The following is a 21,373-nucleotide window of genomic DNA, read 5'->3' as shown; positions in this document are numbered from 1 at the left end:
ATACGTATATTATGGGAGGTGTTTTATGTGGACGGCAAAAAAAATAAAAAAACAGAACAACTGGAACCCTTCACGCGTGAGAATGAAGGAAAGAAAATGACGACAAATACAGGTGTTACCATTTCAAATGATGAAAATACTTTAACCGCTGGTGATCGTGGTCCTACCCTTCTAGAAGATTTCCTAATGCGAGAAAAGCTTGCTCATTTTGACCGTGAACGAATTCCTGAAAGAGTCGTTCACGTACGTGGATACGGTGCACATGGTATATTCGAGCTATATGAATCTTTAGAAGAGCTAACAATGGCCCACTTTTTACAAGACCCTTCAAAAAAAACACCCCTTTTCGTTCGCTTCTCTGAAGTAGCTGGATCAAAAGGGGCGAATGAAACAAATCGAGATGTACGAGGGTTCGCCGTTAAATTTTATACAGAAGAAGGAAATTTTGATTTAGTAGGAAACAATATTCCTATTTTTTTCATTCAAGATGGCATTAAATTCCCTGATCTTATTCACGCCCTTAAACCTGAACCGCATAATGAGATTCCACAGGGACAAACAGCACATGATACATTTTGGGACTTCATCGCCAATAACCAAGAATCGGCTGCGATGATGATGTGGATTATGTCTGATCGTGCCATTCCAAGAAGTTTTCGAATGATGCAAGGGTTTGGCGTTCATACATTTCGCTTAGTGAATAAAAATGGAAAGTCACGATTCGTAAAATTTCACTGGAAGCCGAAGCTCGGCATTCACTCATTAATTTGGGATGAAGCGCAAAAATTAGGTGGTGCTCTTTCTATTCGGTACATGTCCCGCTATAATGGCCATCGTATTTCTAAACTTGTATTAGTCGATGCTGTTTCCCCCTCTTTCGTTAAAAATCAAGAATCGCCCTATGGTGTCCCAAAAGAACAAGCAGATACCCTCATTAATCAAATGTATGCCAATATGCCAAAATTTTTAAATGATGTATCTTTATCATTTTTTAATAGAAACTTAGGATCTGCTACGTTAGAATGGTTTTCTTATCTCGGTATGCAGTCTGCTTCCTACGCTCTCATCAAAATATTGCAAGCAGCCGCAAATGAAGATGTAACGAAAGATTTAAGTGAAATTAACGTCCCAACAAAAATATTCCACGGTGTTCACGATCAACTTATCCCTTACAAAAGCGCTGAACTCACGCAAAAGCGGATTAAAAATTCTCAGTTACATCCTCTTACAAATAGCGGTCACGGCTCTCCAATTGATCAAGCGGATGAATTAAATGCAGAACTTATAAAGTTTTTGCATTCATAAAAATCTATACCAAATCGCTTCAATTGGAACGCATTTTTTGAAAAGATTAAAATTCACATATTTCTCACAAATCAATCAATAAAACGATTACCTGTACATTTATACTAAATGTACAGGTAATACTCCCTAAACCCAGCTTGTCTGGTTACCCCGTTAAATACTATAAAAAAAAGAACTTGTATCGTTATACAAGTTCTTTTTGTTTGTTCTATTTAAAAAGTATATCTTTACTATACTGCTTTCCAGCAAGTAAATCATATTGGATCATTTTATATTGCTCTAACATTTCTTTTTGTTTCTTTGTTAAATCTGTTATCTCTTCCCCATCTTTATTAACCTTTAACTCATCTCTAAGAACCGGTATTTCTTTATGCATTTCCGATAAAAATTGATAAAACGGTGATTGATTTAGTCCTGCATAATCAAAAACAAGATTAGAAAAATAAATTGGACTTACTAAACCTAAATTGTCATTTGGCAAATCAAAATTTGCATACATTAACAATGGTGTTTCTGACATAATTAATCTTTCTCTTACCGTCTCTTCATTTTCTATATATCCTGCTTCTTTATAAATAGATTTATTAGTTCCTAACATAGGTAAATGATCTCCAAAGAAGACTAATAAAGTAGGTCTGTCTAAATCGTTAAGCTGCTCGATTAAATATTGCAGAGCTTCATCAGACAGTCTTACACCTTCTGTATATGCTTCTAATTCCGCTTTCGATTCCTCTTCTGTTAATCCACTAATTTCTATTTTATTTTCTCCAAACATATTTGGCGTATACGGAAAATGATTTTGCATCGTCACCGCATGAATAAATGTAGGTTCTTTTCTCTTATTTAATTCATCTATGATTTCTTTACTCATAGATAAATCACCAATATTGTCTCCCACTACTTCTTTATTTTTCATCGTATCTTCTGCATTAAAATTATCGAATCCCAATGTTTTATATACATCTTCACGTTTATAAAACGATCGATTAAACGCATGAATTGCACTTGCATAATACCCTTGTTTTTTCAACTCACTTGCAATCGATGGAATCTCTTTTTGGCTTGGAACAGCTTGTTGATATGGTATAGAACCTGGCATTAAAAGACTCATCGAATAACTCGTTAAGGCTTCAAATTCTGTATTCGCTGTATTCCCTCCAAATGTAGGAGCTATCGTTTGTCCACCTGGAAAATTCTCTGTATAATGATGTAAATTCGGCACTGGATCTTCGCTAAATGAAAGATTCGTTAATTTTGTTGGATCCCAAAATGCTTCACTCATAATAAATATAATGTTCGGCTTCTCTACTTTTTTTTGTGCTTTTACTTTGCCGCTATATTGTTTTTCTATATCCTTTGCAATTTGCTGCATATTTTCTTTTGAATATTCCTCTGGCTCTTTAATAACTGTCGTATCTAAGTTACTTAAAAATCCAATAATAAAACCATTCGCTTTATAATTTGCAGCTTGATTCCATGCACGGATGTCTACTCCACCTTTTATAAATAAATCATTCATAAAGGTAGTAGGATAGTTACTATATCCATACAACATAAACCCAGAGCCACATATTAAAATAATCCTCATAATAATATGTGATTTTATAACTGGAATATACTTTCGTATATACGTAACTACAAATACAATCAACACAATGCCAACGATTGTCAGGAACATATTCCAAAAACTAAAATACTCCATGACCATCGGTATAACGGAATTCATATGACCAATCTGTGTAAAATCAGACGGGTAGAATGGCTCTCCTCTAAAAATGAGTTTAAAATGGTTCACCATCACAAAAATAAGTAAGACTAAGCTAGTTATCGTTGTACTTAAGAAAACTCTTCCAAGCAAATTATATGCAAAAACGTATACCATATAAATAAATAACAGGCTTAATATATACTGTCCATATTGTAAATACACCCATGTATTTACTACTATAAGGTTCATGTCCTCCTGCACTATGATATACATCCAATTCATTGTATGAGCAATTAAAAATAATACGACATACACTCGAATAGCCGGCCTAAGCTTATGACTGATGCCTTTATTCAAATGAATGATATATAGTAGTACACTCCACAAAACAATAATGAGTATACTTAGCGGTATTTCCCCATTAAAAAAATCTTTCGTTCTCTCAAATTCGAAAGACCTTAACATAACAAAGAATAGCGTTTCTAAACAGATCGCCCACATTCCACTAAGAATGATAGAAATTAATAGATTCTTTCTCGGTTGCTGAGCCGAGAAACTAAAATGAAATTCATCTCTTCTTCGTCGCTGTGTAAAAACATTAAAGCGCAATTTATTCCCTCTTTCCTTTACCCCTTCGTCTCGCATCAACAAACATATTGTCATATACAAAATACCATATTTGTATGCAGCTAGTCTCCCTATGTGCTTGTAATAATACACATGTATCCTTAATTTCCCCTTAAAAATGCAGTGAAACTTTAATAAGTCCGAACCATTCAGGATTGAACGGGATAAACCTTCTTCGCTCTATATTCTAACAGCATAAATGAACTACGCTTCACAAAATTGTTACCATAAGAAAAGAACCTATCAACACTGACAGGTTCTGCTTCATTCTAACAGACATGAGCATATGTATTATATAAGAGAATACATCCATACTTTCCATATAATACATACAAGTAAGATAACTACAAAATCAAAAAGATCTAATCTCGGGCCCTTTTTCATATTCATCTCTAGCCACATATGAATCCATTTTCTTTTTGTATATTTTTGAATGTTTTTCTTTGCAAATCTGTAAATGAGTACTTGCATAATAAAAAAACCGACTACGAAAATGAACAAGAAAATGAGAAAATCGACCACAAAATTCCTCCCTATTTTTGCAGCGATTTTTCTACTATATGATTTTTCAAGACCCACTCTTCAAATTGAGCACTTCCAAATTCCCAACTAAGATCACGAGCATGTACAGAAAAAACGTAATGACCAGCATATTCGTCCATAAATCTACCTGTCTCGATCTCATCTTTCTGAAGACCATATGTTCCAAAATTAAAATACACATCCCACACGTCTTCATTCTTCCGCTTATAAGCAATCGATTCCATATCACATTCTGTTCCGAAATAGTCAAGATGTAAATGTACGCTATCATCATATTCGTACTCCATTTTATCACCCCTTATATTTGTACTTCTTTATCACCCAAAAAATTCCTGCTATCTACACTCACATATGGGCACTTACCTACATATCATGCTTGTAGAGTGACTTCTAGGAGGTGTCATATAGTGAAAAAATTTATAGCTGTTTTTTGCATCATGTTACTATCTGTTTTCACATTTGCTGCTTGCAGTAGTAAAAAGGAAGGTACGAAAGAACAAACGCAAAACATTCGCATCGGCGAAGTTACCCATTCTCTCTTCTACGCCCCTTTATATGTCGGGATTGAAAAAGGATTTTTTAAAGATGAAGGATTAAATATTGACCTCCAAACAACAGCTGGCGGAGATAAAACGATGACCGCCCTATTATCTGGCGGAATTGATATTGCTCTCGTCGGTTCTGAAACGTCTATTTATGTTCATCAACAAGGTGCAAAAGACCCTATCATTAACTTCGCACAACTTACACAAACAGACGGAACATTTTTAGTTTCGCGTAAAAAATTAGACTCTTTTAATTGGAATGACGTAAAAGGTGTTACGTTTTTAGGACAGCGTAAAGGCGGCATGCCGCAAATGGTTGGAGAATACGTTTTAAAGAAAAATGGCATTGATCCTCGCAAAGATACAAACTTAATTCAAAACATCGAATTTGCTAACATTGCAAGTGCCTTTGCATCTGGTACTGGGGAATTTGTACAGCTCTTTGAACCGACTGCAAGTATATTCGAAAAAGAAGGAAAAGGGTTTATCGTCGCTTCGTTCGGAAATGAATCTGGAACTGTTCCGTATACAACGTTCATGGCAAAAGAAAGCTTCTTAAAGAAAGATAAAGATGCTGCTGAAAAATTCACACGTGCGCTCTATAAAGCACAACAATGGGTTGATACACATAGTCCAGAAGAGATTGCTGACACCGTTTCTCCATTATTTAAAGACACTTCAAAGGACATTACAGTAAAAGTAATTGAACGTTATAAAAAGCAACATTCTTATGCGACAAATCCGCTATTAGATGCTGAAGAATGGAAACAGCTCCAAACGATTATGAAAGAAGCTGGCGAATTACAAAAAGAAGTTCCACATGAAGCGCTCGTCAATACAAAAATTGCCGAAAGCGTTATTAAGAAATAGAGGCGAAGTGTATGAGTTTTTTACAAATACGTAACGTTTCTCACTGCTTTTTCGCGAAAGAGAATGCCAAACTAATTCTCGAAGATATGAGCTTACAAGTGGAAGAAGGCGAATTTATTTCTATACTCGGTCCAAGTGGTTGCGGCAAAACGACACTCCTCTCCATTATTGCCGGGCTACTTGATCCAATTGAAGGTATCGTCTTTTTAGATGGTGAGCCTATTACAACGAAAACTTCATCTATGGGATATATGCTGCAGCAAGATTACTTGTTCCCTTGGAAAACAATTGAAGAAAATATTATGCTCGGACTTCACACCCGAAAAATTTACAATGAACAGACGAAAGAACATACTTTACAGCTTTTAAAACAAGTCGGTCTACATGATGTAGAAGAGCAATACCCTCGTGAACTGTCCGGCGGTATGCGTCAACGTGCCGCTCTCGTTCGAACGTTAGCGACCGATCCTAAAATTTTATTGCTAGATGAACCATTCTCAGCACTCGATTATCAAACGAAATTGAAACTAGAAGATCTCGTTTTCAACTTACTACGCAAATATAAGAAAACGTCACTACTCGTAACACATGATATTGAAGAAGCAATTGCGATGAGTGATCGTATTTATTTACTACAAGCGAATCCCGGGAAAATTGCAAAAACATTTATCGTCCCAGAAAGCATCCGTTCCTTATCACCGTTAGAATCACGCCACCACCATGACTTCCCATCCCTCTTCCAAGATATATGGAAGGAGCTGGAGCGACTTGGATAATATAAAGCAACTACATGAACAGTTTCAGAAAAAAGAACGTAAGCGTGCATGGTTAGCACGCTCACTGCAGCTTTTACTGCTCATTCTTTTCTTTTCACTATGGGAAATAGCTAGCAAAAAAGAGTGGATTGATCCTTTACTCTTTAGCTCTCCTTCAAGCATTTGGGATCTCTTCCTTAGTAAATGGATTGACGGTTCGCTTTGGGTTCACATATGGACGACATTACTTGAAACAGGAGTAGGCTTCATTCTTGGAACAGTGCTCGGCGCTATTATCGCTACTTTTCTTTGGTGGATGCCACTTCTCGCTCGCGTGCTCGACCCCTATCTCGTCGTCCTAAACGCCATGCCAAAAGTGGCACTTGGACCTATTATCATTGTAATCTTCGGTCCAAATATTTCTTCGTCGATTGCAATGGGGGTAATCATTTCCATCATCATTACCATTCTCGTTATTTACAGCGCATTTCAAGAAGTCGATTCTAACTATATAAAAGTGATGGACACGTTTGGCGCAAATAAATGGCAATGTTATAAGCAAGTCGTTCTCCCTGCATCCTTCCCAGCAATTATTTCAACGTTAAAAGTGAACGTTGGTTTATCATGGGTCGGTGTTATATTCGGCGAACTTCTCGTCTCTAAACAAGGTCTTGGCTACTTAATTAGCTACGGATTCCAAGTATTTAATTTCACGCTCGTCTTACTGAGCGTACTACTCACCTGCGTCCTCGCAACACTTATGTATGTGTTTGTTGAGGCATTTGAAAAACTTCTAATTGGAAAACGAAAAAGAAGCTGACTTAGGGCGATAAACTATAGTCAGCTTCTTTCTTTACCTTTTATCACACATCTTTGTTTCATTTGTAACGTTTCCATCCGCAACTGTAACTGTATGGAAACAATCCTTCACACGTACTGTAACGACATTTTCTTTTCGATCTATTACATGATAATCATCATACTTTTTATTTAATGCACTACGAATTTGCTCTCCTTCAAAAATCGGAAAACCGTGAGACATTACCCAAATGAGACCAGCAACCGCAAGAATCGTTTTCATACGTTTCATTACCTCCTTGAGAGTAAACTTATAGTCCCTACAATATGCGCATTATAATTGTGTCTAATTTGTGACATTTTTATACTAATTCTCTTTTAAAGCTTCAGTTCCTTCTTCTTTTTGATAAAAAGACAGAATTTTCAATTTTATCAACATAAAAAACGCAAAGAACTAAAATTCTTTACGTTTTCTTGGCTAACATATATAACTCGCATTAGTGTCCACTTTGTTGTTCTAACGTTTTCGAAACATCATATAATCCCGTCAACACTTCCGCTCTCATTTTTACAAGCTCAGGGAACTGATAGAAGAACGCAATTTTTTTATACTTTAACTCCGATCCTTCTTTCACCTTTTTTGAATCTTGCAAAATAAATGCTGTAAACGTATCTGCAATATCTTCCGCTACGTTTGTCGTTCCATACTGTGAGACAAACTCCTCATGCTTTTCTTTAAAAAATTCAATTTGAGTTTCTTCACTTTCTTCTACTTTCTTTTCTATCCACTCCTGCTCAATGTCCTTCCAGAAAGAGTTATAAAATTGATTAATATAAGATTTTCCCCTCGCACATCCCTCTTGTAAGAAAAGAGTTTCACAGTTATTTCGGTACGTTGAAATATCTTTATCTTCTTCAAAATCCTTTACATAGTTTTCATCTACTGGTATTTGCTTATGCCCGAGCGTCAACACGTGAGCCGTCTCATGAATTAATGTTTTCATCACTTCATCGATATTTACCGCGGAATCAAGTGTATCTAAGCTTAGGGTCCAATCTTTCGGATTCTCCATACTAGGCATAACGTGAGCAACAACACCGTCATAACCGTCCGTTATTAAATCAAATTCTGTTATATTCCCGCGATATTTAGCTGGAATGAGAGTACGGTACATATCCCATAAGTCTTCATGATAACCTCTATCTTGACGCTGTTGTAGTACCTCTTCTTTCGCTTCTTTATCTTCAGCGAATACTTTATTTAAACGTTTCCGTTCTATTTTTTCAAAATAAGGATCTACAATTTCATCACCATCAATATAATAAGAGGCTAAAAAGAAATAATTTTCGTCATCCTCTTTTTTCTGCTCTGCCTCTTTCATATTCGCACTTTCATGCTCTTCTATATCATAATCTTCTACTGCTTCAAGTTCAGATAATCCATCTATTTTTTCATATACTTTTTGAAGTTTCTTATCTCCTATTTCCACACATTCTTCTTCTGTTTTACAAATTTCTTTTTCCTTCACACTCTTCATAGAACTATCGCATCCTGCTATTAAACCAATTGCGACGATCAACCCTACTAACTTGCCACACAGTCTCTTCATACAATCCTCCATTATTCCATTCTACAAAAATATCATAATCATTTTTTAACGAATATGCGATAATTAATTATACAAACTGTAAGGAGGTTTCTCATGATTCGAGCAGTCTTATTCGACTTAGATGGAACACTATTAGATCGGCGCCAATCTCTAGAACAGTTTATTCATGATCAATATAATCGCTTTGCCTCTCACTTAATGAGCATAAAAAAAACAGGGTATTGTTCTCGGTTTCTTGAACTCGATAATAATGGCTATACGTGGAAAGATAAAGTATATGCTACTCTCCTTTGCGAATACAACATTACCACTTTAACACCAGAGCAACTGCTGTACGACTACATTACAAACTTTCAACATCATTGTATTCCTTTCCAAAATATGCATGAATTACTTCAGCGTTTAACACAACAAAATATTAAAATTGGTATTATTACAAATGGCTTTACTGACTTTCAAATGAATAATCTTCGCGCACTAAACATACATACGTATACAAATACAATTCTCGTTTCAGAAGCGGAAGGAATTAAAAAACCACATCCTGAGATTTTCGAACGGGCTTTAAAAAAGCTAGATGTTAAGGCCACAGAATGTCTTTACGTTGGAGATCATCCAGAAAACGACGTGCTTGGTTCTGAACGAGTAGGGATTCTTGGTGTGTGGAAGAGAGATTCATTTTGGGATGATTTTGAGCATCCACGTATAGTGAACGATTTGTTGGAGGTGCTTTCGTTTTTAGAGGTAAAAATGAAAACAAAATAATAGTAAATAAATTACATTGGCAATTTTTTACAATATATCGGCTTACCGACAAAAGCTGACAAACAAAAAAGAGGCCGTTTTTCAAAAACGCCTCCCCTTCCTTTATTATTCATATACTGTAAACTGCGGTTTACTCGGATGATCTTTAACTTGCGCACCATCTGGAAACTTTGAAACTTTTTGATATAGGGCAATGTCACCGATACAACCTGCTGTTAGTAAAATCCCTAAAAATGAGATGGATTGCACATTCGTAGTTAACCCAATTACAATTGGCAAAATTCCAGTTGGTAAAAACGGCAGCATTAACACTTTCTTCATTTGCTTTACTGTAATCGCCTGTTTAGAATGAGCATATGCAACACCTAATTTCCAATTAACACCCCATTTCAGTTCACTCCACGGAACACCACCGATATAGCGAAACCCTATTAAATGTATCGCTTCATGAATACAAACAAGAACAATCATTGCGATAATAAAAAGAAACAAGGTTGGTAACGTAATTTCAATTTGAAACTCACCTGAAAGAAGTGAATGTAAAAAACTAACTCCAATCGCCAGAGCAAATGCTATACAACATGAATAGAAATTTAATTTCCCCATCGAAACAGTAACAGTCGTTTCTTTTCTTTTATCCATCTTCCCCCTCCTAAAATGTAAATATATCTTTACAAAATTGTATAATATACCCAAAATGATGTAAAGATATATTTACATTTATTCTTACAAACAAAAAAAGAAACCGGCCACTTTACTTCGTAAAACAGCCGATTTCTTCTATATGTTTCATCGTGCGCGCCAGTACATCGTCACGCATTATAAAGCTAAATTTTCTATCCGTTTTAATGTTATCAGGAATGTCTGTTAATAAAACAGATCCTTTCGTTTCTTCGTAATGCGTATGTTCTTCTACCGCACTAATTGTTGCAAAATAAATGTTTTTAATGATTATTTTGTCTTTTCCAGATACTTTATATTGTCCTAAGTAAGTTAAATCAGAAACTATGCCGCCGGTTTCTTCATGAACCTCTCGAACTGCCGCTTCTTCCGGTGTTTCCCCTAATTCTACTTTACCACCTGGAAATTCAAGACCGCGACGTAAATGATGCGTTAATAACCATTGATCCCCGTACCGGCATACAACCCAAACATGCTTTGGCTCAGGAGAAAATGGATAACGTTCAAACGATAATTGTACAGTATTGTGGTAATAATCTTTAAATTTGTACATGCCATTACTCCCCTATTGATGGTTACAAGTTTTTCCTACCACAAATTGTAGCATATTCTCGCTTTTCTGCATAATATTATCCAATTACAATCCATTGATTATTCCCATTTGCGCGACTAATTCTTTCGTCTCATGATTACCTAAATCGTAAATCATTTTATATGCTTTTTGTAGTTGTTCATCATATCGGTCATTATTCGAATCGTGATGATACTCAACAAATGGAACGTGAGAACGTACAAATGAACCTAAATCCTCTACATATGCTTGATCAAAGTACTCTCTTAACTCCGTAATTTCCTCATCACTTGCGGAAATCTCAAAATTATACGTATCCGCCGTCTTCACTTGTGAAATTTGACCGTTTCCTATTGATATATAATATGTTTTTTTCGTCTCCATGTAACACCCTTCTTTCATCCTTTTAATTTCTATTGTTTTCATCAATTACAAAATTATGTAAAATAAAGAAAAGGAGGGATTCCATGTTCAAAATATTAATTATCGGTATTATAATCGTCCTAGTCATACTAGTACTCTCCGTCATGACGATTAATAAAGGCTACGCTTATAAACATTCTGTTGATAAGCCAGAAGATAATCCTTATACAAAAAACAGCAAGAAGAATTCATAATACGCTTCATATACTACTTATTTTAGCCCACATCCTATCCAGTATTAATTTACTGACATTTCAACATAACTTTCTACCACTTTCACAATCTCTATTAGGAGTTTTACTGCTTCTTATTACCATTGAACAAATCAGGAAAAAGGATTCAGGAACTAGATTTATTTGTATTGTTGCAGGTGCTTTCATTTAGATTGTTCTCATCATTACCTACATAAACTAGAAGGAGGGCTTTTATGTTAAAAGGCGTTCGAATTACTTTTGCACTTATCGCCTTATCTATAGCAATCTATGGATTTATTAGCGGTAACAGAGACATTATGCCTTACATGTTCATTTTCTTAGGGGCTATGGCTTTCACTATAGGTTTAGAGGAAATAAAAAAACAGAAACAATCTAGCAGCATACTTGCTTTCATGGCTGGAGCTGGTGCTTTACTGCTTGGCTTCTCAGAAATATTCCGGTAAATAATCTATTTAAAAGGTGGAGATTTGTATGCTAAAAACATTACGAATTGTATCGGCTCTTATCGTCATCGCTCTCGCTTTATCCGGAATGTTTACAAACGCACTTGTTACAATGCCTTATATGCTCATCGCCTTATCTGTTATGACCTTCATCATGAGCGCAGAAGAAAAACAGAAACAAAAGAAAGTACATAGTACACTCTCCTTCTTTTCTGGCGTATTCACTTTAATCGTTGCTATTATAATTTTTGTCTCTCGGTAATTATTTTTCTACTAGGAGGTTAAAATGCATATAAGAAAAGTACAGCTAACCATCGTTTTTATTACTTTAATCTTATGTTTATACAGCACATTTACAATGAACTTTCAAACCTTTTCACCTATCATTTTGTTCCTCTTTAGTATATATGGCATTTTAGTAGGAATTGAGACGATTCAAAAACAACAAAAACAAATTGGAGCTATTAGCATCGGTTTAAGTCTTTTTACGATTGTTTTTGTTATTCCATTTATAATGTTCTTTTAAAGGAGAATTATATGTTTAAAAACATTCGAATTATAATAGCTACTATCGCTCTTATTCTCGCCCTATTTAGCTTCTTCGCAAATATCTCTATGCTTTTACCATACGTTTTTATCCTTTTGAGTATTATGTTTATCCTTTTTGGAATCGATGAAATAAAAGAGCGGCAAAAAGCAAAAGCATTTGTTTATTTTCTCGGTTCTGCCTTTATTTTATATGTTGGGGTGTCTAGTATACTTTCATAAAAAAGAGGCCGCCCAACACATATGTTAGACGGCCTCTTCTTTATATTTGATTCATACTATTGGCAGTTTTTGTCGGTAAGTCGATATCCAGTTTCGAAACATCGATATATTAAAAAAATCGTTGATATATTTCAAGTTGTGTTCGATATATTCGAAAAATCGTCGATATAATTTCATTTATCATCGTGTTACAAAAAAACTGCCCTTTCACAGGCAGTTTTTTCTTTTTATCCAAATACTTTCTCAAGTTCATCTTTATCTTGGCTTAACCAGAAGTTCATTAAGCGTTGTGCTCCTTCTAAGTCGTGAAGCTTCGCTTGGCCACACTGTGTTTCATTTGCAGCTGGAATTTCTGTAATTTGAACCGCATCTTTTAATGTTAATTCTAATAAATCAATGATTTCTCGAACCGTTGGTGTTCCGCTTACTACAAGATAATATCCTGTTTGGCAGCCCATTGGTGAAATATCGATAATATCAAAATGCGGATAACGATCAATATATTTACGTAAATTAAATGCTAATAAATGTTCTAACGTATGAATAACATCTGGTTTCATTGCTTGTTTATTCGGTTGGCAAAAACGAATATCGAATTTATTTACAATACCGTCACTACCTACGTTGTGAACTCCGCAATGTCTTACATAAGGCGCCTTTACAATCGTATGATCTAATTCAAAGCTTTCTACTGATGGCATACAACATCTCTCCCGCTTTTAATTTAATTCCGTTATATCCAATATGATATAACGGAAATCAACATTAGTAAAGTATTATGTACAGTCGTGCTATAATACTTTAAGACTATGCTGAAAAGGAGACCATTATGAAACAGATTTTTATTGGGATTATACGCTTTTATCAAAAATTCATTTCTCCAATGACACCACCAACGTGCCGCTTTTACCCAACTTGCTCTCATTATGGATTAGAAGCATTTCAAAAACATGGTGCTCTGAAAGGGTTTTGGCTTACATGCAAGCGTATATTAAAATGTCACCCTTTCCACCCGGGAGGATTTGATCCTGTCCCAGATAAAAAGGATGACAAAGTAAATTCTTAATTGTCGTAACCATTCACAACTAAATCTAATTTTCCTGTGTCAGGATCTATAACAAGACCGTGAACAGGTACTTCTTCAGGAAGTAATGGATGGTTGCGAAGTATTGATACGCTATGTTCTACACTTTCTTCTACACTAGAGAATCCTTGTAGGAATCTTTCTAAATCGATTCCAGAATAACGAAGTGTATCTAATTTCTCTTCTGTTATACCGCGCTCTTTCATCTTCTCAATTGTACTGCTTGCTTGAATTTTTGCCATACCACAATCGTGGTGACCAACTACACAAACCTCATCAGCACCAAGTTCATATACAGCAACTAAAATACTACGCATAATACTTCCAAACGGATGTGAAATAACAGCGCCTGCTACTTTAATAATTTTCACATCACCGTTACGCATATTCATCGCTTTCGGTAATAATTCAACAAGACGAGTATCCATACAAGAGATAATTACCATCTTTTTGTTTGGAAATTTACCTGTTTCGTACTCTTCGTATTTTTTTTCTTCAACGAATTTTTCATTGTATTGTAAAATCTCTTCTAATGACTTCATAGTAAAGAACCCTCTTTTCTCTCATTTACATTACTTATATAGTGTACCAAAATTTAAAAAACTCAAAAAGGATATTACTTTATAGTGAAAATAAGATATTTTCAGATAACCGACATAATTCTTTCAAAATATACACACACCTTTGTAACAAGTCCCTCCTATTTAAAACGTATTTTCACTATAAACTGATTGTAGATAATGTAAAAAAGGAGTGAATTTTCATTATGTCCGACGTTCTGTTACTGAGTCGTTTTCAATTTGCAATTACTATTTTTTATCACTTTTTATTTGTACCTTTGACAATCGGACTTGTTATTTTAGTAGCATGTATGGAAACTCAATACGCCCGCACATTGAATCCAACATACCGCAAAATGGCAAATTTCTGGGGTAAATTATTTACAATTAACTTCGTAATGGGGATTATAACTGGGATTACGATGGAATTCCAATTTGGAACAAACTGGTCTGAGTACTCCAAATATATGGGAGATATTTTCGGATCACCTCTCGCAATCGAAGCACTCGTTGCCTTCTTCTTAGAATCTACTTTCATGGGAATATGGTTATTCGGTAAAGACAAAATTTCACCAAAGTTCCGTGCCTTCTGTATGTGGATGGTTGCACTTGGAACAAATATTTCCGCCCTTTGGATTATTACAGCAAACGGTTTTATGCAAAATCCTGTTGGCTACGTCGTACGTAACGGCCGCGCTGAATTAAATGATTTCTGGGCACTTGTGACAAATCCATATGCTTGGAACATGTTCTTCCATACTGTAATTGGTTGTTATATCGTTGGTGCTTTCTTCGTTATGGCAATTAGCGCCTATCATTTATTACGTAAAAATGAAGTGGAATTCTTCAAAAAATCATTTAAATTTGGTTTAATGTTAGGTTTATTCGCTGCAACTGTTACACCGTTTATGGGTCATCAGTCTGGTGTATCAGCAGCTAAATATCAACCAGCTAAAGGAGCTGCGATGGAAGCAGTTTGGGAAACTGGAAAAGGACAAGGCTTTTCGATTGTTCAAATTCCTGATGTAAAAAACGAAAAGAACTTTGAATTCCTTACTATTCCGAAACTAGGGAGTTTCTTCTATACAAACTCATTTAATGGCGAAATTGTTGGTTTAAAAGATATCCCGAAAGATGAACGTCCAAATGTTAACCTCGTGTACTATAGCTTCCGCTTAATGGTTGCACTTGGTATGTTCTTTATGGCATTAACTTGGTACGGTTTCTACTTAAACCGAAAAGGAAAACTAGAAAACTCAAAACGTTATTTAAAAATTACAATATGGTCTGTCTTACTACCATATATCGCAATTAACGCTGGTTGGATTGTTGCCGAAGTAGGTCGTCAACCATGGACAGTTTATAAACTAATGCGTACAGCAGAATCTGTATCACCTATATCTGTTCCACAAATTTGGTTCTCATTAATTAGTTTAATCTTGTTCTACACATTACTTTTAATCGCAGACGTATACTTAATGCTAAAGTTCGCGAAAAAAGGACCAGCAGCATTAGAAGAACCTGCTACTGAGGGAGGTGCAGCTCATGTCTCATGATATGCTTGCAATTATCTGGTTTTGTTTATGGGGCGTGATTTGGACAGTTTACTTCATTCTTGATGGATATGCACTTGGTAACGGAATGATTTTTCCTTTCGTTGCGAAAGACCGACAAGAACGAAATCAATTACAAGAAGCAATCGGCCCATTCTGGGGTGGTAATGAAGTATGGTTAATTACAGCTGGTGGCGCAACATTTGCTGCCTTCCCAGTCACATATGCAAATATGTTTAGTTACCTATATACACCACTATTTTTAGTATTACTCGCACTGTTTGCTCGTGCTGCCGGACTTGAATTTATGCATAAAGACGATTCACCAATTTGGCAAAAAACTTGTAAATGGGCATTTACAATTGGTAGTTTCCTAATCGCCTTCTTATTCGGTGTTACGTTCGCTAACCTTTATTACGGACTACAAATCGGAAAAAATGGCTATGAAGGAAATTTACTAAGCTTACTAAATCATTATGGTATTTTAGGTGGTCTGTTCTTCACTGCTATATTCGTCGTATCTGGCGCCCTTTGGGTTATGATTAAAACAACTGGTGAAGTATCTGATCGTGCTTATAAAATCGCAAGACCATTTTCAATGGCAGCTGCTATCATTTTAGCTATTTTCTATGTAGCAACTGCAAATCGTACAAATTTATTCCAAAACTTCACAGAATATCCGGTACTATTCATTCTTCCGGTACTTGCCATGTTAATGAGTGTACTCGCACTTATTATGGTGTACAAACATAATATAGGTCTCGCATTCACATTCGTTTGTTTAACAATCGCAATGTTTATGACAACTGGATTTGCAGGTATGTTCCCAAGAATGTTACCATCTCGTATTAATGATGCTTATAGTACAACGCTATATAACGCAGCTGGTAGTCAATTAAACTTAAAAATTATGTTCTTCGTTGCAATGGTTATGGTACCAATTGTTATTGGATATCAACTTTGGAGCTACAGTATCTTTAAAAATAAAATTCATAAAGACTCTGCTAAAGGGTATCACTAAAATAAAAAAAGACACTTCGTTTGAAGTGTCTTTTTTGTACGTATGATTTTTGATAAGATGTTATATTTCCAATCTAACAACTATAATACAGAAGAATCATGAACAGCTCACAGCTAGATTGTAGCACAGGGCACGTTCATCATTTTATGCAATTTTACATATTTATCTATAAAGTAAACTGTATTCCTTGATCGTTCGCATCGCTATCCCTTACATCTGCTGTACTAATACCACTAAATGTTTGTACTTTTTTTCCTGTATTCGATGATCCTGATCCATTATAGGCTTTCGTTTTTTCAATCGGCTGCACGTTATATTTATCTCCTAAATTAATCGTTCCGTTACAGTTTTCAATAATAACGCCTTCCACAACTGACGGCATTTTGTCACCTACTTTCATTTCCTTACTTTTATTTTATGAGAACCGCCTAAAAAAATAGCATGTTTCCATAAGAAAAAGCACTCAAACTGAGTGCTTTTTCTTATTTACCTTTTTTCTTTTTCTCACAAGCAATTCCATCGCCATCACGATCTAAATGCTTACCATAATATGGACTATCTCTTGTAATGTCATAATATCCAGCATCGTTTGCTTCTTTACAATTAGCAAAACGTTTCGGATCCGGTTTCACTTCAGGTTTTACTTCTGGTTTTACTTCTGGCTTCACTTCTGGTTGTGGTTGTTTTGCTCCTGGTCTTTCTTCAAATGGTAACGTTGCATTATATAAGAACTGAACGTATTGCTCACGACTTACATGCATTTTAGGTGCGAATTTACCATCACCAGTTCCAGCCGTAATATAATTTGATTTAATTGCAGTAATCGCAGGATTCGCCCATCCATTTCTATCTACATCCGGGAAATTATGATCGCCTCTTATTTGCAATTGGAATCCCCTTGTCAAAATTTGTGCCATTTCTTCACGAGTTAACGAATCTTTCGGTCTAAATTTTCCTGTGTTATCTCCAACGAATACACCCATCTCTGTTAAAGCAAGAATCTCTTTTTTAAACATAGTTGAACGATCCGTAACATCTTTATACGGATTGTTATACTGTTCTTTTACTGTCGGTTTTAAATGACGGAACATAAGAGCTGCAACTTGCTCACGTGTTACATCATCACCAAATCCAAAAATCCCATTTCCGTATCCAGCAACAACGTTTTTATTTGCTAAATCCATAATCGCTTTATAAGACCAATGATTGTTTGGAACATCTTTAAAATCTGCACTTGCCTGCGCTGTTCCAATTGAAGTAAATGCTGTAGTTGCAACAATTGCACCTGTTAAAATTAATTTTTTAAATCCCATACTTAAGTCTCCTTTTCTTTCCTATAATAACCATTTAACAATATAACAAATTATTTAAATATATTTTGTCACATTATGTCGAACACAAAAAAGAATCCAAAAGGATTCTTTTTTGCTAAGCATGAATGGCAGTTTTGGAGACAGTTGACTTCTTCAAAAATTTATTAGGGGTAATATTTTGAAAAAGAAAGCCTTTCATATGTAGGTTAACACCACTGGAATATATAGTAAATTGATAATATTTATACGGAAGATTGCTAATGTTTAGTATAGATACTTTCCACTATATCAACAGTGAAAAGTATCTACATGAAACAATAAAAAGGTGCCTTCAAAGAGGGCACCTTTCATAAACAGACGCTATAAAACAGAATTATTTATTGTTATACGATTGTTAGATACAAAAAGTAGAGGGAAATGTTTGTAAGAAATTCTGCTTTATATAGTCTGCCTACCACTTATATTTTAATCCTCTTCACTTGAAAATAAATATAATATGCATAATTACATGAAAAAAAGAAAAGACACTCCATAGAGTGCCTTTTCAACCATTTTACTTTTAATATATCGCTTTCCATACATTGTAACATATGTATCTATATATTTTATTGAGAAAATTCTAAATCATTTTTTCTTTCATTTTCAATTATAAAATCATGTAATATAAAGGGTATGTCAAATTATTATACAAATTGAGGTGTACTATATTTATGTATTTTGGAATTATTCCTCTTATATTGTTTATTATTTTTCTTATCTCTTACTTAAAGGATCCGCGAAAAATAATAAACGGCTTTTTATTTAATGTTTTTTTCTGTTTTTTCCTTCTTTTTTGTGTGATTATATCTGTAAATTCAAGTATTGATGTCCTACGCTATAGTATAATTTTACCTATTTTAGCACTTATTCTTATGATTCCTTTCGGTGTTGTTGCTTTAATGTTTGGGCTATTTCTGAATGCGAGAATTTTAATGAAACGAGAAGGACGACGGTTCACTAACTGTTTAACACTCATTGCTGCTTTAGGTATTTTATTCTGTATATTATTCTTTTTCATAAGTCCAGCAAGTTTCTTCTCACCGCATTTGCAACCTATTTTTGGTGGAATTTCTCTTATAACCTTATATTTCTTTATACACTTATCTAACTTCTTAAGCGCTTATTTTCTATATCAATTCAACAGACCAAGGCGTAATCAAGATTTCATCATCGTTCTTGGTAGCGGCTTAATTAATGATAAAGTACCGCCTTTACTTGCAAGTCGTATTCATAAAGCAATCGACTTTTACTGGAAACAAGCCGCTGTGAATACACCACCAACAATCATTTTCTCTGGTGGACAAGGTCCAGATGAAGGTCTTCCAGAAGCGGAAGCGATGCAAAAGTACGCTGTTGAAAAAGGAATCCCGCTTGAACATACAGTGCAAGAAAATCGCTCTGTAAACACATATCAAAATATGTCGTTCTCTAAAGAAATTATGGAGTCTTTAAAACCTGAAGGTAAGTATAGAAGTATTTTTACAACGAATAATTTCCATCTTTTCCGCGCTGGTATATATGCAAGACAAGCGGGGCTTAATAGCCAAGGAATCGGATCAAAAACTGCATTTTATTACTGGCCTAATGCAATGATTCGTGAGTATGTCGCAATCGTTGTGATGGGACGTAAACGTCATATGAAAGTTTGCGGAGCTATTTTAGGATTTTCTTTATTCCTATCCGTGCTTAGTTTTATCATTTCTTAATAGTCTCCCATCCTTTGAAAGGATGGGATTTCTTATACTCACTTCAAAAATATTTTAAAGTGAGTATGGTCATAATATCCCCTGCATACATCCATTAAAGGAGAAATTTTTCAAATTAAATGTTAAAATGGAAGTTAGGTGTGAATGACGTAACAAATAAGAAACTAGTTTGAAACGAGGAAATTACATGGAGAAAATTATCAAAAACAAGCCCAATAAGCTAAAAATTGCTTCAAAAGCTTTGATGATTATTATTGGGGCATTTATCACAGCGTACGGATTAGAAGCAGTATTAATTCCAAATAACGTATCAGACGGTGGTGTGACTGGTTTAAGTATCGTTAGTTCAAGATTATTTGGATTGCCATTAGGAGCTCTAATCGCAGTTATTAACATTCCTTTCGTTTGGTTAGGATATAAGCAAATCGGTAAAAGCTTTGCTATTTATTCCATTATCGGGATTGCTTCATTAGCAGTAGGTACTGTTGTTATGCACGGAATACCAGCTATTATTGAAGGCGATACACTACTTGTTACAGTTGTTGGTGGTATTATTATCGGTTTCGGTATGGGACTAGCATTACGTAACGGCGGCGCATTAGATGGAATCGATATGCTAGCTGTATTGCTTTCTCGTAAGTTACCTTTTGGAACAAGTGACCTTATTTTATTCTTAAACATGTTCGTATTTATTTTCGTATCAACAGTATTCGGTCTTCAAGGAGCTATCCTTTCGGCAATTGCTTACTTTATTGCTTCGAAAGTGATTCATATCGTTGAAGTTGGTTTAAGTGGTTCGAAAGCATTTAAAATCATTACGAAAGAGCCTGAATTAATGGTAGAAACAATTCGTGATCGTTTAGGCCGAAGTGCAACATATAACGAAGTATACGGTGGTTATTCAAGAGAGAAATTCAAAGAAATTTCTTGTGTAATTAACCGTTTAGAAGAAAGTAAAATGAAAGAACTTATTAATGAAATCGATCCACAGGCCTTTATTACAGTTTATGACGTAGCAGAAGTAAAAGGCGGTAACTTTAAGAAACGTGATATTCATTAATCATCATGAATAAAGAGGGTGTGCCAACAATTTGGCACACCCTCTTCTTATTATGAAGTTGCGGTCGTTGTCGGTAAGTCGATATATTTCAATAATCGCTGATATAATTTTACTCTCCCCATCTTCTTCCTCTCTTAATCCATGCTACGTATTTTTGAAAGGCAGGCACTTCATGTTGAAAGCGCAGCGGAACATATAGAAAAAGAGTACATGTACATAGTATCCATAGAATACCTACTACAAAGTGAAATTTCATCGTTGTGCTAATAAACAAACTGAGGAATAAAACGAGGAACATAATCAAACTAAACCTTTTATATATAGTCATACTAATTTCCTCCTTATAACTTAATTGTACCAGCTACAAGGAATTAATTTCCATAATAAAAAGACCGAAAAGCAACTTCTCC

Annotated in this window: 28 protein-coding genes and 1 pseudogene; 16 read left to right on the top strand and 13 right to left on the bottom strand. The window is 35.0% G+C overall.

Going from position 1 to position 21,373, the window contains the following annotated elements:
- Positions 1-27 precede the first annotated feature (27 nt).
- Positions 28-798 (top strand): annotated as a pseudogene (locus RBB48_RS19355) (catalase); the annotation flags it as partial.
- A gap of 715 nt (positions 799-1,513) precedes the next feature.
- On the opposite strand, the gene RBB48_RS19350 reads toward RBB48_RS19355, so the two are convergent.
- The 3 genes from RBB48_RS19350 to RBB48_RS19340 all read right to left on the bottom strand — a co-directional run bounded on the left by RBB48_RS19350 (position 1,514) and on the right by RBB48_RS19340 (position 4,470).
- Positions 1,514-3,658, bottom strand: coding sequence for an LTA synthase family protein (locus RBB48_RS19350; protein WP_141542725.1), 2,145 nt, complete (start codon positions 3,656-3,658; stop codon positions 1,514-1,516).
- Between the two features lie 273 nt (positions 3,659-3,931).
- Positions 3,932-4,162 carry a hypothetical protein gene (locus tag RBB48_RS19345; protein ID WP_087984884.1) on the bottom strand — a complete coding sequence of 77 codons (231 nt, stop codon included), beginning with the start codon at positions 4,160-4,162 and terminating at the stop codon, positions 3,932-3,934.
- A gap of 11 nt (positions 4,163-4,173) precedes the next feature.
- Complete coding sequence (locus tag RBB48_RS19340) at positions 4,174-4,470, bottom strand: DUF3986 family protein (RefSeq protein ID WP_088064638.1); 297 nt, start codon at positions 4,468-4,470, stop codon at positions 4,174-4,176.
- Between the two features lie 120 nt (positions 4,471-4,590).
- On the opposite strand from RBB48_RS19340, the gene RBB48_RS19335 reads away from it, so the two are divergent.
- The 3 genes from RBB48_RS19335 to RBB48_RS19325 are packed head-to-tail and all read left to right on the top strand — an operon-like array spanning position 4,591 to position 7,173.
- Entirely contained in the window at positions 4,591-5,598 is a 1,008-nt protein-coding gene (locus tag RBB48_RS19335) for an ABC transporter substrate-binding protein (protein WP_137035365.1), read from the top strand.
- A gap of 11 nt (positions 5,599-5,609) precedes the next feature.
- Complete coding sequence (locus tag RBB48_RS19330) at positions 5,610-6,374, top strand: ABC transporter ATP-binding protein (protein WP_088064639.1); 765 nt, start codon at positions 5,610-5,612, stop codon at positions 6,372-6,374.
- The gene (locus RBB48_RS19325; RefSeq protein WP_088064640.1) at positions 6,367-7,173 is read left to right on the top strand and encodes an ABC transporter permease; all 807 of its coding nucleotides are present in this window, start codon (positions 6,367-6,369) and stop codon (positions 7,171-7,173) included. Before RBB48_RS19330 ends, RBB48_RS19325 begins: the two co-directional genes overlap by 8 nt.
- Positions 7,174-7,206: 33 nt before the next feature.
- Here RBB48_RS19325 and RBB48_RS19320 read toward each other — a convergent pair whose 3' ends face one another.
- Together RBB48_RS19320 and RBB48_RS19315 are read right to left on the bottom strand one after the other, a co-directional pair.
- Positions 7,207-7,434 carry a hypothetical protein gene (locus RBB48_RS19320; RefSeq protein ID WP_000849118.1) on the bottom strand — a complete coding sequence of 76 codons (228 nt, stop codon included), beginning with the start codon at positions 7,432-7,434 and terminating at the stop codon, positions 7,207-7,209.
- Positions 7,435-7,648: 214 nt separating this feature from the next.
- Positions 7,649-8,773, bottom strand: coding sequence for a zinc metalloprotease (locus tag RBB48_RS19315; RefSeq protein WP_098133826.1), 1,125 nt, complete (start codon positions 8,771-8,773; stop codon positions 7,649-7,651).
- An 81-nt stretch (positions 8,774-8,854) separates the two neighbouring features.
- Here RBB48_RS19315 and RBB48_RS19310 point away from each other — a divergent pair, with 81 nt between their 5' ends.
- A complete protein-coding gene (locus tag RBB48_RS19310; protein ID WP_088064642.1) occupies positions 8,855-9,526 on the top strand; it encodes an HAD family hydrolase in 672 nt (223 codons plus the stop codon).
- Between the two features lie 105 nt (positions 9,527-9,631).
- On the opposite strand, the gene RBB48_RS19305 is transcribed toward RBB48_RS19310, so the two are convergent.
- The 3 genes from RBB48_RS19305 to RBB48_RS19295 all read right to left on the bottom strand — a co-directional run bounded on the left by RBB48_RS19305 (position 9,632) and on the right by RBB48_RS19295 (position 11,162).
- The gene (locus RBB48_RS19305) at positions 9,632-10,168 is read right to left on the bottom strand and encodes a DUF3267 domain-containing protein (RefSeq protein ID WP_087984890.1); all 537 of its coding nucleotides are present in this window, start codon (positions 10,166-10,168) and stop codon (positions 9,632-9,634) included.
- Between the two features lie 112 nt (positions 10,169-10,280).
- Entirely contained in the window at positions 10,281-10,760 is a 480-nt protein-coding gene (gene mutTA / locus RBB48_RS19300) for an antimutator 8-oxo-(dGTP/GTP)ase (protein ID WP_000276386.1), read from the bottom strand.
- 84 nt (positions 10,761-10,844) lie between these two features.
- A complete protein-coding gene (locus tag RBB48_RS19295) occupies positions 10,845-11,162 on the bottom strand; it encodes a hypothetical protein (protein WP_000448410.1) in 318 nt (105 codons plus the stop codon).
- Between the two features lie 83 nt (positions 11,163-11,245).
- On the opposite strand from RBB48_RS19295, the gene ytzI reads away from it, so the two are divergent.
- From ytzI to RBB48_RS19265, 6 genes are read left to right on the top strand one after another with little or no spacing between them, the layout of a single operon-like run.
- Complete coding sequence (gene ytzI / locus RBB48_RS19290) at positions 11,246-11,395, top strand: YtzI protein (protein ID WP_000472802.1); 150 nt, start codon at positions 11,246-11,248, stop codon at positions 11,393-11,395.
- Positions 11,388-11,585 (top strand): DUF3953 domain-containing protein, encoded by a 198-nt coding sequence (locus RBB48_RS19285; protein WP_088064693.1) that lies wholly within the window; start codon positions 11,388-11,390, stop codon positions 11,583-11,585. Before ytzI ends, RBB48_RS19285 begins: the two co-directional genes overlap by 8 nt.
- 43 nt (positions 11,586-11,628) lie before the next feature.
- A complete protein-coding gene (locus RBB48_RS19280) occupies positions 11,629-11,859 on the top strand; it encodes a YczI family protein (RefSeq protein WP_088064643.1) in 231 nt (76 codons plus the stop codon).
- A 28-nt stretch (positions 11,860-11,887) separates the two neighbouring features.
- On the top strand, positions 11,888-12,121 hold the full coding sequence (locus RBB48_RS19275) for a DUF3953 domain-containing protein (RefSeq protein WP_088064644.1): 234 nt from the start codon (positions 11,888-11,890) through the stop codon (positions 12,119-12,121).
- Positions 12,122-12,145: 24 nt separating this feature from the next.
- Complete coding sequence (locus RBB48_RS19270; RefSeq protein ID WP_088064645.1) at positions 12,146-12,385, top strand: hypothetical protein; 240 nt, start codon at positions 12,146-12,148, stop codon at positions 12,383-12,385.
- An 11-nt stretch (positions 12,386-12,396) separates the two neighbouring features.
- Positions 12,397-12,627, top strand: a complete 231-nt coding sequence (locus RBB48_RS19265) for a YczI family protein (RefSeq protein WP_088064646.1) — start codon at positions 12,397-12,399, stop codon at positions 12,625-12,627.
- A 227-nt stretch (positions 12,628-12,854) separates the two neighbouring features.
- Here RBB48_RS19265 and luxS read toward each other — a convergent pair whose 3' ends face one another.
- The gene (luxS, locus tag RBB48_RS19260) at positions 12,855-13,328 is read right to left on the bottom strand and encodes an S-ribosylhomocysteine lyase LuxS (RefSeq protein ID WP_001141371.1); all 474 of its coding nucleotides are present in this window, start codon (positions 13,326-13,328) and stop codon (positions 12,855-12,857) included.
- A 128-nt stretch (positions 13,329-13,456) separates the two neighbouring features.
- Here luxS and yidD point away from each other — a divergent pair, with 128 nt between their 5' ends.
- Complete coding sequence (yidD, locus tag RBB48_RS19255; protein ID WP_000809334.1) at positions 13,457-13,693, top strand: membrane protein insertion efficiency factor YidD; 237 nt, start codon at positions 13,457-13,459, stop codon at positions 13,691-13,693.
- Here the strand turns inward: yidD and RBB48_RS19250 are convergent.
- Entirely contained in the window at positions 13,690-14,253 is a 564-nt protein-coding gene (locus RBB48_RS19250; RefSeq protein WP_000838167.1) for a beta-class carbonic anhydrase, read from the bottom strand. The genes yidD and RBB48_RS19250 overlap by 4 nt on opposite strands.
- A gap of 224 nt (positions 14,254-14,477) precedes the next feature.
- Here RBB48_RS19250 and cydA point away from each other — a divergent pair, with 224 nt between their 5' ends.
- Both cydA and cydB read left to right on the top strand, forming a co-directional pair.
- Positions 14,478-15,827: a cytochrome ubiquinol oxidase subunit I gene (gene cydA / locus RBB48_RS19245; protein WP_048541033.1), complete on the top strand. Its 1,350-nt coding sequence runs from the start codon at positions 14,478-14,480 to the stop codon at positions 15,825-15,827.
- A complete protein-coding gene (gene cydB / locus RBB48_RS19240; protein ID WP_088064647.1) occupies positions 15,817-16,845 on the top strand; it encodes a cytochrome d ubiquinol oxidase subunit II in 1,029 nt (342 codons plus the stop codon). Before cydA ends, cydB begins: the two co-directional genes overlap by 11 nt.
- A gap of 166 nt (positions 16,846-17,011) precedes the next feature.
- On the opposite strand, the gene RBB48_RS19235 is transcribed toward cydB, so the two are convergent.
- Positions 17,012-17,245 carry a spore germination protein gene (locus RBB48_RS19235; protein ID WP_033657613.1) on the bottom strand — a complete coding sequence of 78 codons (234 nt, stop codon included), beginning with the start codon at positions 17,243-17,245 and terminating at the stop codon, positions 17,012-17,014.
- A gap of 82 nt (positions 17,246-17,327) precedes the next feature.
- A complete protein-coding gene (locus RBB48_RS19230; RefSeq protein ID WP_088064648.1) occupies positions 17,328-18,158 on the bottom strand; it encodes an S-layer homology domain-containing protein in 831 nt (276 codons plus the stop codon).
- A gap of 710 nt (positions 18,159-18,868) precedes the next feature.
- Between RBB48_RS19230 and RBB48_RS19225 the strand changes: the two genes are divergently transcribed.
- Together RBB48_RS19225 and RBB48_RS19220 are read left to right on the top strand one after the other, a co-directional pair.
- Positions 18,869-19,903, top strand: a complete 1,035-nt coding sequence (locus RBB48_RS19225; protein WP_087984896.1) for a YdcF family protein — start codon at positions 18,869-18,871, stop codon at positions 19,901-19,903.
- A 187-nt stretch (positions 19,904-20,090) separates the two neighbouring features.
- Positions 20,091-20,963 carry a YitT family protein gene (locus RBB48_RS19220; RefSeq protein WP_088064649.1) on the top strand — a complete coding sequence of 291 codons (873 nt, stop codon included), beginning with the start codon at positions 20,091-20,093 and terminating at the stop codon, positions 20,961-20,963.
- 109 nt (positions 20,964-21,072) lie between these two features.
- Here RBB48_RS19220 and RBB48_RS19215 read toward each other — a convergent pair whose 3' ends face one another.
- A complete protein-coding gene (locus tag RBB48_RS19215; RefSeq protein ID WP_088064650.1) occupies positions 21,073-21,291 on the bottom strand; it encodes a hypothetical protein in 219 nt (72 codons plus the stop codon).
- Positions 21,292-21,373: the final 82 nt, after the last annotated feature.

The organism is Bacillus sp. MMSF_3353, assembly GCF_030733445.1.
GTDB lineage: Bacteria > Bacillota > Bacilli > Bacillales > Bacillaceae_G > Bacillus_A > Bacillus_A wiedmannii.
This window is presented reverse-complemented; position numbering and strand designations above follow the sequence as displayed.